General features: G+C 71.1%; 14 protein-coding genes. 11 read left to right on the plus strand and 3 right to left on the minus strand.

Going from position 1 to position 14,572, the window contains the following annotated elements; genetic code table 11:
* Window positions 1–63 precede the first annotated feature (63 nt).
* The gene (locus ACA511_RS09945) at window positions 64–750 is read left to right on the plus strand and encodes a TetR/AcrR family transcriptional regulator (RefSeq protein WP_375023785.1); all 687 of its coding nucleotides are present in this window, start codon (window positions 64–66) and stop codon (window positions 748–750) included.
* Here ACA511_RS09945 and ACA511_RS09950 read toward each other — a convergent pair.
* Window positions 677–1,348, minus strand: coding sequence for a TetR/AcrR family transcriptional regulator (locus tag ACA511_RS09950; protein WP_375023787.1), 672 nt, complete (start codon window positions 1,346–1,348; stop codon window positions 677–679). The two genes, ACA511_RS09945 and ACA511_RS09950, sit on opposite strands and share 74 nt — an antisense overlap.
* An 83-nt stretch (window positions 1,349–1,431) precedes the next feature.
* Between ACA511_RS09950 and ACA511_RS09955 the strand changes: the two genes are divergently transcribed.
* Both ACA511_RS09955 and ACA511_RS09960 read left to right on the plus strand, forming a co-directional pair.
* Window positions 1,432–2,895: a flavin-containing monooxygenase gene (locus ACA511_RS09955; RefSeq protein ID WP_375023788.1), complete on the plus strand. Its 1,464-nt coding sequence runs from the start codon at window positions 1,432–1,434 to the stop codon at window positions 2,893–2,895.
* A 63-nt stretch (window positions 2,896–2,958) separates the two neighbouring features.
* Entirely contained in the window at window positions 2,959–3,339 is a 381-nt protein-coding gene (locus ACA511_RS09960; protein ID WP_375023789.1) for a nitroreductase family deazaflavin-dependent oxidoreductase, read from the plus strand.
* 11 nt (window positions 3,340–3,350) lie between these two features.
* On the opposite strand, the gene ACA511_RS09965 is transcribed toward ACA511_RS09960, so the two are convergent.
* Both ACA511_RS09965 and ACA511_RS09970 read right to left on the minus strand, forming a co-directional pair.
* Window positions 3,351–3,998, minus strand: coding sequence for a TetR/AcrR family transcriptional regulator (locus tag ACA511_RS09965; RefSeq protein ID WP_375023790.1), 648 nt, complete (start codon window positions 3,996–3,998; stop codon window positions 3,351–3,353).
* 107 nt (window positions 3,999–4,105) lie between these two features.
* Window positions 4,106–5,335: a helix-turn-helix domain-containing protein gene (locus tag ACA511_RS09970; protein ID WP_375023791.1), complete on the minus strand. Its 1,230-nt coding sequence runs from the start codon at window positions 5,333–5,335 to the stop codon at window positions 4,106–4,108.
* 460 nt (window positions 5,336–5,795) lie between these two features.
* Between ACA511_RS09970 and ACA511_RS09975 the strand changes: the two genes are divergently transcribed.
* The 8 genes from ACA511_RS09975 (at window position 5,796) to ACA511_RS10010 (ending at window position 14,572) form a co-directional block, all read left to right on the plus strand.
* Window positions 5,796–6,785, plus strand: a complete 990-nt coding sequence (locus ACA511_RS09975) for an ABC transporter ATP-binding protein (RefSeq protein ID WP_375023792.1) — start codon at window positions 5,796–5,798, stop codon at window positions 6,783–6,785.
* Between the two features lie 119 nt (window positions 6,786–6,904).
* On the plus strand, window positions 6,905–7,693 hold the full coding sequence (locus tag ACA511_RS09980; RefSeq protein ID WP_375023793.1) for an MlaE family ABC transporter permease: 789 nt from the start codon (window positions 6,905–6,907) through the stop codon (window positions 7,691–7,693).
* Window position 7,694: 1 nt separating this feature from the next.
* Window positions 7,695–8,531, plus strand: a complete 837-nt coding sequence (locus ACA511_RS09985) for an MlaE family ABC transporter permease (RefSeq protein WP_375023794.1) — start codon at window positions 7,695–7,697, stop codon at window positions 8,529–8,531.
* A 1-nt stretch (window position 8,532) separates the two neighbouring features.
* Entirely contained in the window at window positions 8,533–9,810 is a 1,278-nt protein-coding gene (locus ACA511_RS09990; protein ID WP_375023795.1) for an MCE family protein, read from the plus strand.
* Window positions 9,807–10,865, plus strand: a complete 1,059-nt coding sequence (locus tag ACA511_RS09995) for an MCE family protein (protein WP_375023796.1) — start codon at window positions 9,807–9,809, stop codon at window positions 10,863–10,865. The genes ACA511_RS09990 and ACA511_RS09995 overlap by 4 nt, the downstream gene beginning before the upstream one ends.
* Window positions 10,862–12,025, plus strand: coding sequence for an MCE family protein (locus tag ACA511_RS10000; protein WP_375023797.1), 1,164 nt, complete (start codon window positions 10,862–10,864; stop codon window positions 12,023–12,025). The genes ACA511_RS09995 and ACA511_RS10000 overlap by 4 nt, the downstream gene beginning before the upstream one ends.
* A 1-nt stretch (window position 12,026) precedes the next feature.
* Window positions 12,027–13,265, plus strand: a complete 1,239-nt coding sequence (locus tag ACA511_RS10005; RefSeq protein ID WP_375023798.1) for an MCE family protein — start codon at window positions 12,027–12,029, stop codon at window positions 13,263–13,265.
* A 5-nt stretch (window positions 13,266–13,270) separates the two neighbouring features.
* Window positions 13,271–14,572, plus strand: coding sequence for an MCE family protein (locus ACA511_RS10010; protein WP_375023799.1), 1,302 nt, complete (start codon window positions 13,271–13,273; stop codon window positions 14,570–14,572).

Consider the following 14,572-nt stretch of genomic DNA (forward strand, 5'->3'; position numbering starts at 1 on the left):
GTACAATGTACGTACGGTGTCATGGGACACTTACCGTGTCAACGGCCAGGAGAGGAGCGGCGAGTGACCTCCGACACCCCGCGTCCCGCGCTGACCCGCGACCGCATCGTGCACGCGGCGGTCGCGCTGATCGAGCGGGAGGGCGCGGACGCGCTGTCGATGCGCAGGGTCGCGGCCGAGCTCGACGTCGCCGTGATGTCGCTCTACAACCACGTCCCGAACAAGACCGCGCTGCTGGAGGGCGTGGCGGAGCACATCGTCGCCGGCCTGCAACTGGTGGACGACCCGGCCGCGCCCTGGCAGGAGGGCGCGCGCGCCCTCGTCCGGGCGTTCCGCAAGGTCGCGCACGACAACCCGCGCTGCATGACGATCGTGTTCACCCACAAGATCGACACGGCGGCGGGGCTGCGGCCGATGGAGCGCGCCCTCGCGCTCGCGGACGCGGCCGGCTTCGACGGCGGCACCGCCGTGCGGATCATGCGGGCGCTGCTCGCCTACGCGATCGGCGCGCAGATGCGCGAGTTCGGCATGGAGAAGATGCTCGGGCATCTGGCCGAGAACGGCGCCAAGTCGTGGGAGCACCTCCACCCGGAGGAGTTCCGGCACGTCATCGCCTACGGCCCCGAGCTGGCCGGGCACGATCCCGAGACCGACTTCGAGTTCGGCCTCGACCTGCTCATCGCGGCTCTGGAGGCGCTTCCGCGCCGGCCGGCGGAGGCGGCGGAGGCGGCGGGGCCAGGTACGGGCTGAGGCCCTGCCGGCAGAAGTCGGTCATGTAGCGGGCCGCGTCCTCCGCCGACACGTCGGGACGGCTCGTCTGCCACAGCGCCATCCGCTCGCTCGCGCCCATGATGATCTGCGTGTACGCCTCGACCACGGCGGCGGGCGCGGACGGCGCGAACGTCGCCAGCACCCCGGCGATCAGCGTGCTCTGCTGCCGCCGCGTCGCCTCGACGGCCTCGGCGGTCTGCGGCGTCGCGGCCGTCGGCTCGCGCAGCAGCATCGTGAACGACTTGCTGTGCGAGTCGATGAAGGCGAAGTAGGCGACCATGCCGCGCCACAGGATGTCGGCCGGGTCGGTGGCGCCCGCCATCGCCTTCTGGGTGACGTCGAGCAGCTCGGCCTTGGAGCGGCCCACGCACGCGACGAGCAGCCCGTCCTTGGAGCCGAAGTACTCGTAGAGCATCGGCTTGGAGACCCCGCAGCGCTCGGCGATCTCGTCCATGGAGGTGGCCTGGTAGCCGCGCTCGCCGAACACCTCCTCCGCCACGTCCAGCATCTGCCGCTCGCGGGCGGCCCGGGACATCCGCTTGCGGCGGGGCGGGGGCTGCGGTGTGGCGCCACTCACACGAGATCCTCTCTCTTGGACCTACCGTCAGTAACCTACTCCAGGTAACTTACCCCGAGTAGGTTACCGCGAGAGGATGGGTTATGAGCGAGCGGACCCCGGCGATCGTCATCATCGGCTCCGGCTTCGCCGGCCTCGGCATGGCGATCCGGCTCAAGCAGTCCGGCTTCCACGACTTCGTCGTCCTGGAGAAGAGCGACGCGCTCGGCGGGACGTGGCACGACAACACCTATCCCGGGTGCGCCTGCGACGTCCCCTCCCACATGTACTCCTTCTCCTTCGAGCTGAACCCCGGCTGGACGCGGATGTTCGCGCCGCAGCCCGAGATCCGCGCCTACATGGAGCGCACCGCCGACAAGTACCGGGTCCGCGACCACATCCGGTTCGGCGCGGCCGTCGACTCCATGGAGTACGACGACGACGCGCGCCGCTGGAACGTCACCCTCGCGGACGGGACGGCCCTCACCCCGAGGGCGATCGTGTCCGGCATCGGCGCCCTGCACGTCCCGTCCTTCCCGGACCTGCCCGGCATCGAGCGCTTCCAGGGCGCCGCGTTCCACTCCGCCGAGTGGGACCACTCCTACGACCTCGCCGGCAAGCGCGTCGCCGTCGTCGGGACGGGCGCGTCCGCGATCCAGTTCGTCCCCAAGGTGGCCAAGCAGGCCGCCGACCTCGTCGTCTTCCAGCGGACGCCGCCGTGGATCCAGCCGAAGCCCGACGTGCCGATCCCCGCGCCGGTGCGCAAGGCGTTCGAGAAGGTGCCGGGCGCGGCCCGCGCCTTCCGGGGCGGCATCTACTGGGCGCTGGAGGCCCGCGCGGTCGGCTTCACCATCGACCCGCGGCTGTCGGCCCCGCAGGAGAAGATCGCGCGCAGGCACCTGTCGAAGCAGATCCCCGACCCGGAACTGCGCGCCAAGGTGACGCCCGACTACACGATCGGCTGCAAGCGGATCCTGCTGTCCAACGACTACTATCCGGCGCTCACCCGTCCGAACGTGCACGTGGAGACCTCCGGCGTCGCCGAGGTCCGGGAGAACTCGATCGTCACCGCGGACGGACGCGAGTACGAGGTCGACTGCATCATCTACGGCACCGGGTTCAAGGTGACCGACGCCCTCACCGACCTGCGCGTCACCGGGCGGGACGGCGCCAAGCTCCAGGAGATCTGGGCGGACGGCATCGAGGCGCACCGCGGCACCACGATCCCCGGCATGCCGAACTTCTTCATGCTCCTCGGCCCGAACACCGGCCTCGGCCACAACTCCGTCGTCTTCATGATCGAGGTGCAGATCCAGCACGTGCTGAACTGCCTGCGCCTCCTCCAGGAGCGGGGCGCCGCCGCGATCGAGCCGAAGCCGCAGGCCGCGCGCCGCTTCAACCACCGCATGCAGAAGCGGCTGCGCCGCGCCGTCTGGAACGAGGGCGGCTGCAGCAGCTGGTACCTGGACGGCAAGGGCGTCAACCGCACCCTCTGGCCCGGTCACACCTTCGAGTTCTGGGCCGGTTCCCGCAAGGCCGACCCGGACGAGTACCTCCTCACTCCCTGAGCGGCGGGAGCGGAACGTCCGGGACGCCGTGCGCGCGCGTCCCGGACGTGTTACTCATGGGGCATGCCGAAGCCCCTGATGCCGAGCTGGCTCCCCAGCTTCAACAAGAAGGTCACCAACCGGGTCCAGGGCGTGTACGCGCCCTACCTGCCGCCGCTCGCGATGATCGTCCACCGGGGGCGCCGGTCGGGCCGCGAGTACCGGACGCCCGTCACCGCGTTCCGCAGCGGCGGGCGGCTCATCGTCGGGCTGCCGTACGGGCGGGACACCGACTGGGTCCGCAACCTGCTGGTCGAGGGGCGCGGCGGCGTGGAGCGGCTCGGCCGCGTCCGGCGCATCACCGAACCGCGCGTGCTGACCGCCGCCGAGACCGGCGAACTCCCGCTGCCCGGCCGCATCGCCGCCCGCTACATGGACGTCCTGGTCGCCGAAGTAGAAGACTGAGAGACCGCTCGCTACTTCTCGGGCGCGAACATGGGGCGGAAGCCCGCGATGATCTGCCGGATCACGGGCCGCTGCTCGGCGGGGGTCCGGCCGCGCAGCTCGTGGATCGGGTCGAGGCCGTCGTAGTAGGGGGCGAGCGCGAGGAACGGCAGCAGGGTCATCAGCCAGGTGGCGAGGACGGCGAGGTCGGCGTCGTCGCGGATGGCGCCCTCCGCCTTCCACAGCTCCAGCGTCGGGTGGATGACCTGCAGGTAGTGCTGGTTCGCGGTGTCGCGGACCACGGACCGGACGCTGTTGTCGAGCTCGAAGTTGGTCGCCGCGGTGACGCCGCGCTCCAGCGGATGGTCGGCCATGTACTCGGTCCAGTCGCACAGGACGTCGAACAGCCACTCGTCGAAGCTCTGGTCGAAGTCGACGCGCTCGATGCGCCGCTCCATCTCCTCGCGGATGCGGCGGGACGTCTCGTCGCACACGAACGCGAAGAACTCCAGCTTGTCGCTGAAGTACTGGAACAGCGAGCCCTTGGCGATGCCGGCCTCGCGCGCGATGGTGTTCAGGCTGCCGGTCGAGTACCCGTGCTCCCCGAACTCGCGCATCGCCACCTCGAGCACCCGTTCGCGCTTGGCGACGTTGAGGCGGAACCAGGTGGACGTCGGCATGGACCTCTTCGACTTCCCGTCAGGAACCGGTGACCAGAAGGTCAGGATAACGCTCCGTGCCGTCCCGTGTGACCCGAAACGTCACCCGCGCCCCTGGCGGGTACCGGTCACCTGGCGCCGGGCGCGCTCCGGCGGCCGCGCCCGCGGCGCCGGTACAGGCTCGCGGCGCGCAGGGTGGCGTCGAGGGAGAACCGGGTGTCGGCGTTCTCGAGGCTGTCGCCGAGGTAGCCCTCCAGCTGGCGGAGCCGGTACCGGACGGTCTGCGGGTGGATCTTGAGCCGCTCCCCGATGTCGACGGCGGTCGCCCGGGTGGTGACGGATTCGGCGAGCGTCTCGACGAGGCGCTTGCGCTGCCCGTCCGACACGTCCCGCAGCGGCTCCAGGTGACGCCGGGTGAGCTCCTCGATCAGCGGCGGGTCCGAGAGCAGCCACATGGTCATCAGGTGGTTCTGGCAGGGGATGAGGGAGCCGTCCGGGATGACGCCCTCCTCGGCGAGGGCGAGGACGCGGCGGGCCCAGCGCAGCGAGTGCGTGGCCCGTTCCAGCGGGAGGGTGAGGCCGAGGACGCAGCTGGCGTCCGACAGGGCGGCGCGCAGCATGTTCTGCCGGTCCGGGGTGAGCGGCCCGGGGACGAGCAGGCACGGCTCCGCCGAGTCGAAGTCGGTGAGGACGTCGGTGTCGAGCGCGGAGCGGGTGCAGGGCGCCTCGGGGTGGACGGCGACGAGGGTCGCCTCGGCCGGCAGCGGCCACCAGCCGGTGGACTTGGCGAGGTCTTCGATGGCCTCGGGGACGACGGCGGGCCGCTGCAGGATCAGGTGCAGCAGCCGGCGCCGCTCCTCGCGGCGGCGCAGGTCGGCGTGCCCGGTGGCCTGCTGGTAGCCGAGGCGGGCCTGCGCGACGCACTCCTCCAGGTAGACGAGCATGGCGTCGACGGCGGCGGACACGACGGAGGTGGGGACCCGCTCCCGCTCGGCGAGGATGGCCGTCCGGCGCCACGCGACGTGGAAGGCGATCCGGGCTCCGGCCTGGAGGTGGTCGAGGGTGCGCCCCTCGATGGCCTCGAAGCGGCCGAGGGCGCGGCAGGTCTCGTCGCGCTGGGCGGTGGAGGCGTGCGGATCGGCGACCCGGTCCAGGAACGTCGGCAGCAGGATGTCGGTGCAGAGCCGCAGGACCTGGTCGTAGGCGGGGTCGGGCCGGTCGTACTCCGGAATGCTCTGCTTGATCTCGGCGACGATCTCGTTGGTCACATCGGACAGTCCCGCGTGCAGCAGGTCGAGGAAATCCTGGAAGTCAGTCTGACTCCGGTCGTGTTCGGACAATTCCAATGCCTGCGCCATGGAAAGGAAACCTCCGCATCGAGCCGGCCGGGCACCGCGCCGCCGTCCCGGCTGAGGCGGCGGCGCCGGATGGGGGTGTGCCGGGCGGGAAGCGAACACCCTGGACGAGATCGAGAACACCGTGAACATAAAGTCGCCAGTCCCGGCTGGCAAGGGCTTTCGCCTCGATCGGCCGCGCGGCGGGGCCGCTTTGCGCACGATGTGACAAGAACGACGTTCGGTTACAGGGTCGATGACAAACCTGGCGGGCGCGGCCGGGCCGGCGCGGCGCCGTCCCCCGCCATGTTACTGGCTGGTAGTCACCGGCGACGGGTTCCGCGAGATCGAAGACTAAGCCGCTGACAAATTCCGGCGGCCATTTACCGAATTGTGCCGATGAGCTCCCGAACCTCTATTGAATACTGCGTCTAGTGCGCCGTAATGTCCTCGAAACCTCCTTCCTAGCGCGAGTGGTGGTGTCGTGGGAATCGAAGTGGTCGTCGAGGGGCTGACGAAAGTGTTCGGCCGGCAGACGATCTGGCGTGACGTCACGCTCAACCTTCCGCCCGGGGAGGTGAGCGTGCTGCTGGGCCCCTCCGGCACCGGCAAGACCGTCTTCCTCAAGTCGCTCGTCGGGCTGCTCAAGCCCGAGGAGGGCCGGGTCCTCATCGACGGCGTCGACATGGTCAACGACCGCGACCGCGAGGTGTTCGAGGCCCGCAAGCGGTTCGGCCTGATGTTCCAGGACGGCGCCCTGTTCGGGTCGCTGCCGCTGTTCGACAACATCGCGTTCCCGCTCCGCGAGCACACCCGCAAGAAGGAGTCGGAGATCCGGCAGATCGTGCTGGAGCGCATGGAGATGGTCGGCCTCGGCGGCCAGGAGCGCAAGCTGCCCGGCCAGATCTCCGGCGGCATGCGCAAGCGCGCCGGCCTCGCCCGCGCGCTCGTCCTCGACCCGGAGATCATCCTGTGCGACGAGCCGGACTCCGGCCTGGACCCCGTCCGCACCGCGCACATCTCCCAGCTGCTGATCGACGTCAACGCGCGGATCGACGCGACGATGCTGATCGTCACGCACAACATCGACATCGCGGCGACCGTCCCGGACAACATCGGCATGCTGTACCGCCGCGACCTCATCGCGTTCGGCCCCCGCGAGGCGCTGCTGACCAGTGAGGAGCCGGCCGTCCTGCAGTTCCTGCACGGCGACACGCGCGGCCCCATCGGCATGTCGGAGGAGAAGGACGCCGCGCTGCTCGCCGCCGAGGCCGCCGGCCCGGTGCGCACCCACCGCACCCTGGAGATCCCGCCGCAGCTGCGGCCCACTCCGGGGATGCCGCCCCGGCAGGGCGAGCGGCGGCACGCGCTGCGCGTCGACGAGATGATGCCGCGGCTCTCCTACCGGGCGCAGCAGGCGATCTACGCCAACCGCAGCCATCCGCAGGAAGGCGGCGTCCATGGCGCCAACTGACACAGCGCGAACCGACAGAGCGCGAACCGACACAACGCGCACTGACACGGCGCGAACCGACAGAGCGCGAACCGACGATCCGGCCGGGCCCCCGGCGACATCCGTGGAAGGAGACGCGCGTGGCGGCATCTGACACCGCCGTTCCCGGCGCCGGCGCGCTGCGCCAGACCGGGCGGTTGTTCGCGCTCGCCGGGACGGTGCTGGCGCTGTCGTTCCGGCGCCCGTTCCAGCTCCGCGAGCTGATCCAGCAGTTCTGGTTCATCGCGTCGGTGGCGATCCTGCCGACCGCGCTGGTGTCCATCCCGTTCGGCGCGGTCATCTCGCTCCAGGTCGGGTCGCTGGCCAAGCAGCTCGGCGCGCAGTCGCTGACCGGCGGCGCGAGCGTCCTCGCGGTCGTGCAGCAGGCGAGCCCGCTGATCGTGGCGCTGCTGATCTCCGGCGCGGCGGGGTCGGCGATCTGCGCCGACCTCGGCTCCCGGACGATCCGCGAGGAGATGGACGCGATGGAGGTGATGGGCGTCTCGCCCATCCAGCGCCTCGTCGTCCCCCGCGTCCTGGCGTGCATGGCGGTCGCGGTGCTGCTGAACGGCCTGGTGTCCGTCGTCGGCGTCGCGGGCGGCTACTTCTTCAACGTGCTGCTCCAGGACGGGACGCCCGGCGCCTACCTCGCCTCGTTCTCGGCGCTCGCGCAGCTCCCCGACCTGTACATCGGCGAGTTCAAGGCGCTGATCTTCGGGTTCATCGCCGGCGTGGTGGCCGCCTACCGGGGCCTGAATCCGAGCCCCGGCCCGAAGGGCGTCGGGGACGCGGTCAACCAGTCGGTCGTCATCACGTTCCTGATGCTGTTCTTCGTCAACCTCGTGCTGACCGCCATCTACTTGCAGGTCGTCCCCCCGAAGGGAGCGTGACATGGCGGTCCCCGGGGCTCGCCGCCTCCGGCCGGTGAAGCTCGTCTCCTGGCTCGACCAGCCCGGTGACCAGCTCGGCTTCTACGTCCGGGCGCTGCTGTGGACGCCGCGCGCGCTGCGCCGCTACCTGCGCGAGGCGCTGCGGCTGCTCGGCGAGGTGGCGTTCGGCAGCGGCGCGCTCGCCGTCATCGGCGGCACCGTCGGCGTGATGATCGGCATGACGGTGTTCACCGGCGTCGTCGTCGGCCTGTCCGGCTACGCGGCGCTCGACCAGATCGGGTCGGCGGCGTTCACCGGCTTCGTGTCGGCGTACTTCAACACCCGCGAGATCGCGCCGCTGGTGTCCGGGCTGGCGCTGTCGGCGACGGTCGGCGCGGGGTTCACCGCGCAGCTCGGCGCGATGCGGATCAACGAGGAGATCGACGCGCTGGAGGGCATGGGCATCCAGTCGGTGCCCTACCTCGTCACCACCCGGATCATCGCGGGCACCGTCGCGATCATCCCGCTGTACGGCATCGGGCTGCTCAGCTCCTATCTGGCGTCCAGACAGGTGACGCTCTGGTTCAACGGGCAGTCGGCCGGCACCTACGACCACTACTTCAACATCTTCCTCGCCCCCGAGGACGTGCTGCTCTCGTTCGCGAAGGTGCTGATCTTCAGTGTGATGGTGGTGCTCGCGCACTGCTACTACGGCTACCGCGCGGTCGGCGGCCCCGCCGGCGTGGGCGTCGCCGTCGGCCGCGCGGTCCGCACCGCGATCGTGCTGATCAGCGTGACGGACTTCTTCGCCAGCCTCGCCATCTGGGGCGCCACGACGACCGTGAAGGTGACGGGCTGACATGGCGAGACGAACCACCCGGCACGTGGTCGGGCAGCGCCTCACCGGGGTGGCGTTCCTGCTCGTCCCGGCGCTGCTGATCTGGCTGTCGATCGCGATCTACGACAAGCAGTTCACCGACGCGACGATGGTGACGCTGCGCACCTCGACGGCCGGGCACGAGATGCACCAGATGGCGGACGTGAAGGTCCGCGGCGTCGTCGTCGGCGAGGTCCGCTCCATCACGGCGGACGGGGCGGGCGCGAAGCTGCGACTGGCGCTGAAACCGGGGATGACGGACCGGATCCCGGCGGACGTCCAGGCGCGGCTGCTGCCGACGACGGTGTTCGGCGCCCGGTTCGTCTCGCTCGTCCCGCCGACCGGGTCGGCGGGCACGCCGATCGCCGACGGCGACGTCATCTCCGAGGACCGCAGCCAGAACGCGGTGGAGCTGTCGGAGGTCCTCAACCACACGATGGACCTGCTCAACACGCTCCAGCCCGCGAAGCTGTCGGCGACGCTGAACGCCATGTCCCGGGCGCTGGAGGGGCGCGGCGACCAGATCGGCCGCAACTTCGAGCAGCTCGACGCGTTCCTGACCAAGCTCAACCCGGAGGTCCCGGCGCTCACCCGCAACCTCCAGGAGCTGGCGGAGTTCACCCAGCACGCGTCCGACGCGGCGCCCGACCTGCTCCAGGCGCTCACCGACTTCACGGTCACCAGCCGGACGATCGCCGAGCAGCGCACCGCGCTCGCGACCCTGTACGACGCGGTGTCCGGATCGTCCGCCGACCTGGAGGACTTCCTGCGCGCCAACTCCGGCAACATCATCGCGCTGGCGACCGAGAGCCGGGGGAGCCTGGACATCATGCGCCGCTACGCCCCGGCCGCGCCCTGCACGTTCCGCACGCTCGCGGGCTTCATCCCGACGATGAACAAGGTCCTCGGGAAGGGCACCGACGAGCACGGCGTCCACGGCATCGTCGTGCCGCTGAAGAGCAAGGGCCGCTACGTCCCGGGCAGGGACGCGCCGCGCTACGACGGCGGCGGCGGTCCGCGCTGCCCGAGCGTCCCGTACCTCGCGACGGGGAACGGCGTGCGGGTGCTGCCCGCCGGCGGCGCCCCCGGCAGGGGCGGCGCGGCCGGCAGCGGCCTCGGCCCCGCGAACTCGGCGTCCGAGAACGACCTGGTCAACGAGCTCGCCGGACCGCCGCTCGACGAGGTCCCCGAGGAACTGCCGGACTGGTCCAGCGTCCTGGTCGGGCCGATCTACCGGGGCACGGAGGTGACGGTCAAGTGAGGCTCACCGGACAGGGAATCAAGGGCATGGGGTTCCCGCTCGTCAGCTCGCTGATCTTCATCGCGGTGACGGTGCTGGCGACGGCGCTGCTGGCGTCCAGCATCACCGGCGCCACCAGCGGCGACCGCGTCGCCTACTACGTCAAGTTCACCGACGTGGCCGGGCTGCACCCGGGGCACGGCGTGCGGATCGCGGGCGTCCAGGTCGGCCAGGTCGAGGAGATCAAGGTCAGCGACCGGCGGCTCGCCCGCGTGAAGATCTCCGTCGACCGCGACCGGCAGATCCCCACCTCGGCGACCGCCGCCGTCAAGTACCTGAACCTGGTCGGCGGGCGGTACGTCGCGCTCGGCCAGGGCACCGGCTCCCCGGGCCAGGTGCTGAAGCCCGGCGGGACGATCCCCGTCGAGCACACGGCCGGGACGCTGAACCTCACCCAGCTCTTCCAGGGCTTCCAGCCGCTCATGCAGGCGCTGTCGCCCGGGGACGCCAACAAGCTCTCGGAGTCGATCGTCAAGGTGCTCCAGGGCGAGAGCGGCACCGTCGAGAGCCTGCTGCGCACCGTCGGGCAGCTCACGAGCACGCTGGCCGCCAAGGACGAGGTGATCGGGCAGGTCATCACGAACCTCGACAGCGTCGTCCAGACCATCAACGGCCGGGACCGGCAGCTCGTCGACCTGGTCACCACGCTGCGCCGGTTCACCTCCGGCCTCGCCACCGACCGCAAGCCGCTCGGCGAGGCGCTCGGGTCGATCGCCGACCTGACCACCGCCACGGCCGGGCTGCTCCAGGTCACGCGGGACCCGCTGAAGGACGACATCGTCCAGCTCGGCCGGCTCAGCGACAACCTCAACCGCGACCAGCCGCTGCTGGAGCGCTTCCTGCAGCGGTCGCCCGGGAAGATGGCGACCTTCGGCCGCCTGGCGTCCTACGGGTCGTGGGTGAACTTCTACCAGTGCGAGGTGAAGTTGATCGGCGTCAGCTACGCGGGCTCGGACCTGTCGAACCAGCCGCCGCCGACCGGCATCCCCATCGAGGACGCGAGGTGCCGCGGATGACACCCCCGACCCCGCCCCCCGGCGGCCCGCCCCCCCTCCCCCCGGCGGGCGGGCCGCCACCGGGCGGCCCGCCGCCCGGCGGGCCGACGGCGCCGCTGCCGCGCGCCCTGCCGAGCCCGAAGAGGGGCCGGCCCCGGCTGAAGCCGCTGCGCGAACGCAATCCGATCGGCGTCGCCGCCGTCGGCATCGTGATCCTGCTCGTCCTCGGCACGCTCGCCTACCGCGCCGACCGGCTGCCCGTCATCGGCGGCGGGACGACCTACAGCGCGTACTTCTCCGAGGCCGCCGGGCTGAACAGCGGCCAGGAGGTCCGCGTCGCCGGGGTGAAGGTCGGCAAGGTCACCGGCGTCGCGCTCAAGGGCAACAAGGTCAAGGTGACGTTCCGGGTCAAGGACACCTGGGTCGGGAACGCCACCCGCGCCACCATCATGATCAAGACGCTGCTGGGGTCGAAGTACCTCCAGCTCGACCCGCTCGGCTACCGGAAGCAGAACCCGGACCAGACGATCCCGCTCGACCGGACCGTGGCCCCCTACGACGTCACGACGGCGTTCCAGGACCTCGGCCGGACGTTCGAGGACCTCGACACCGCCAGGCTCGCGCAGAGCCTGGAGACGATCTCCACGACGTTCGAGGACACCCCGGCGAGCGTCCGGGTGGCGCTGAAGGGCCTGTCGTCGCTGTCCACCACGATCGCGTCGCGGGACGCGGAGCTGTCCCGGCTGCTCGCCGGGACCAAGCAGCTGACGGGCACGATCGCGGCGCAGAACGGCCAGTTCGAGACGCTCTTCAAGGACGGCAACCTGCTGCTCGGCGAGCTGCGCCGGCGGCGCGACGCCATCCACGCGCTGCTCGTCGGCACGCAGCGGCTCGGCATCGAGCTGGCCGGCCTCGTCGACGACAACCGCCGCACGCTCGGCCCGACGCTCGCGTCCCTGGAGAAGGTCGTCGGCGTCCTGCAGCGCAACCAGAAGAACCTGGAGCGCGTGCTGACGACGGCGACCCCCTACATCCGCGTCCTCGGCAACGCGACGGGCAACGGCCGCTGGGTGGACGGCTACCTGTGCGGGACCGTCCCCAACGAGTACCTGGAGAACGGCCGCTGGCAACCGGAGGACCCGGACCGCTGCAAGCCGCCGCACCTGACGGGAGGACGGTGACATGGCGTCCCCCCAGGCGCGCCCGGTGAAGCTGCCGAAGCTCGGCTCGCCGATCCGCGACCACCGGACGCGGGTGGTGCAAGCGCTCGTCGCGGTCTTCGTCCTGCTGGTCGCGATCGCCGTGGTCCCCTTCCTGAGCGGCGGGCCGACGCACCGGATCACCGCGTACTTCGCCACCGCGATCGGCGTCTACCCCGGCTCCGACATCCGCGTCCTCGGCGTGAAGGTCGGGTCGATCGACTCCATCGAACCGCTCGGCGACAAGGTCAAGGTCGAGATGCGGGTGAACGACGACGTCGACGTCCCCGCCGCCGCCCGCGCCATCGTCATCGCGCCGAACCTGGTGTCGGACCGGTACGTCCAGCTCGACCCCGCCTACAGCGGCGGACCGAAGATGGCCGACGGCGCGTCGATCGACGTGAGCCGCACCGCGACGCCGCTGGAACTCGACCAGCTCTACACCGCCGTCCGGAAGATCTCGGGCGACCTCGGCCCGCAGGGGCTGAACGCGCAGGGCGCCCTGTCGGACGTCATCCGGGTCGGCGCCGCCAACCTCGGCGGCAACGGCCAGGCGCTCAACACCATGATCTCCGACCTCGGCAAGGCGTCGCAGACGCTCGCCGACAACAGCGGCGACCTGTACGCGACCGTCGCCAACCTCAACAAGTTCAGCGAGATGCTCCGCGCCAACGACGGCCAGATCAGGATGGCGGAGAGCCAGCTCGCCGAGGTGAGCGGGTTCCTCGCCGCCGACCGCGACGAGCTCGGCGCGGCCCTGCGCAACCTCGCGAAGGCGCTCGCCGAGGTGAAGGGGTTCATCCAGGACAACCGCGCGGCGCTGAAACGCAACGTCGGCAAGCTGTCGGACGTCACCCAGGTCCTGGTCGACCAGCGGGCGTCCCTCGCCGAGCTCATCGACACCGCGCCGCTGGTGACGCAGAACGCGCTGAGCGCCTACGACCCGAAGACCCGCACGCTGATGGCGCGCGGCAACCTCCTGGAGATCACCAAGGCGTTCGGCAGCCTGGACCAGCCGGGCGTCGACCCGGTCGCCGCCGACCAGCGGCCGCTGTGCGCCGCGGCGGCGTCCGCCACGCGGACGCTCCGCGAGCAGTGCGACCGGCTGGAGAAGGGCGGGCTGGTCGCGGTGGCGCCCACCCAGGAGACCGGGCTGCCGGCGCTGCCGCTGCCGCCCGCGGGCAAGATCTACGCCGGCACCGGCGGGAAGGCGGTCCGCTGATGCGCGTGCCCAAGCTCGTTGCGGCCCTCACCGCCGGCGCAGTGCTGGCGGCGGGCTGCTCGGTGCAGCTGGAGGACGTCCCGCTGCCCGGCGGCGCCGACCTCGGCGACCACCCCTACACGGTGCGGGTGCAGTTCGAGGACGTGCTGAACCTCGTCCCGCAGGCCGCCGTCCGCGTCAACGACGTCCCGGTCGGCCGGGTGAAGAAGGTGTCGCTGCCGAAGGGGGCGTGGCAGGCCGAGGTGACGCTCATCGTGAACGGCGACGTGCACCTGCCCGCGAACGCGACCGCGAACCTGGAGCAGTCGAGCCTGCTGGGCGAGAAGTACGTCAAGCTCGCCGCGCCCGCGACGGCGCCGGCCCCGCAGCGGCTCACCGACGGCGCCGTCATCCCGGCGTCCCGGACGACGCGCAACGCCGACACCGAGGAGGTGTTCGGCGCGCTGTCGCTGCTGCTGTCGGGCGGCGGGCTCCCGCAGATCCGGACGATCAACCGGGAGCTGAACCAGGCGCTCAACGGCCGGGAGGACAAGGTCCGGTCCGCGCTGCGCAACCTCAACACCCTCACCACGACGCTCAACCGGAACCGGCAGTCGATCGTGAACGCGCTCGACGGGCTGAACCGGCTGTCGTCCACGGTCAGGGCCCGCAACGGGCAGGTCGCGACCGTCCTGGACGATCTCTCGCCCGGCCTGAAGGTGCTGGACGAGCAGCGCGGCCAGCTCCTCACGATGCTGCGCCGGCTGGAGAAGCTGTCGGACGTCGCCGTCAAGACGATCAACGCGAGCAGGGACGACACGGCCGCGAACCTGCGCTCGCTGGCGGTCGTCCTGCGCAAGCTCGCCGACTCCGGCCGCGACCTGCCGAAGTCGCTGGAGATCCTGCTGACGTATCCGTTCACCGACGAGGCGCTCAAGGCGATCAAGGGCGACTACCTCAACGGCTACGTCACCGTCATCGCCGCCGACGGCTTCAACTGCGTCGTCCCGCCGATCGAGGAAGTGGACCCCTTCGAGCACGCCGACGAGAACGAGACCCTGCGGAAGACGGAGAAGAAGGACTCCGAGGGGACGGACGCGAAGCCGGACCCGCTTGCCGAGACACCCGGCGACGTCGGCCCGCTGCCGAAGCCGTGCCCGGACACCGCGGCCGGCCTCGGCTCCGGGGCCACGGCGCCCGGCGCGGGGACCCCCACCACGCGGACTCCCACGACGCAGCAGCCGGTGGCGCCGAGCCAGGCGCCCCGGAACGAAAGCCCCAGCAGCGAGCCCGCCCTTCCGCTGCCGACGCTCGGGGAGGGGAACTGA

The sequence above is a fragment of the Actinomadura sp. GTD37 genome (genome assembly GCF_041951365.1).
Classification (GTDB): domain Bacteria; phylum Actinomycetota; class Actinomycetes; order Streptosporangiales; family Streptosporangiaceae; genus Spirillospora.

Coding starts and splice junctions, on each gene's coding strand:
- ACA511_RS09965 (WP_375023790.1), bottom strand. CDS start 3,998: ATGCCGACGTCCACCTGGTTCCGCCTCAACGTCGCCAAGCGCGAACGG.
- ACA511_RS09985 (WP_375023794.1), top strand. CDS start 7,695: ATGGCGGTCCCCGGGGCTCGCCGCCTCCGGCCGGTGAAGCTCGTCTCC.
- ACA511_RS10000 (WP_375023797.1), top strand. CDS start 10,862: ATGACACCCCCGACCCCGCCCCCCGGCGGCCCGCCCCCCCTCCCCCCG.
- ACA511_RS10005 (WP_375023798.1), top strand. CDS start 12,027: ATGGCGTCCCCCCAGGCGCGCCCGGTGAAGCTGCCGAAGCTCGGCTCG.
- ACA511_RS09960 (WP_375023789.1), top strand. CDS start 2,959: ATGCCGAAGCCCCTGATGCCGAGCTGGCTCCCCAGCTTCAACAAGAAG.
- ACA511_RS09955 (WP_375023788.1), top strand. CDS start 1,432: ATGAGCGAGCGGACCCCGGCGATCGTCATCATCGGCTCCGGCTTCGCC.
- ACA511_RS09970 (WP_375023791.1), bottom strand. CDS start 5,335: ATGGCGCAGGCATTGGAATTGTCCGAACACGACCGGAGTCAGACTGAC.
- ACA511_RS09990 (WP_375023795.1), top strand. CDS start 8,533: ATGGCGAGACGAACCACCCGGCACGTGGTCGGGCAGCGCCTCACCGGG.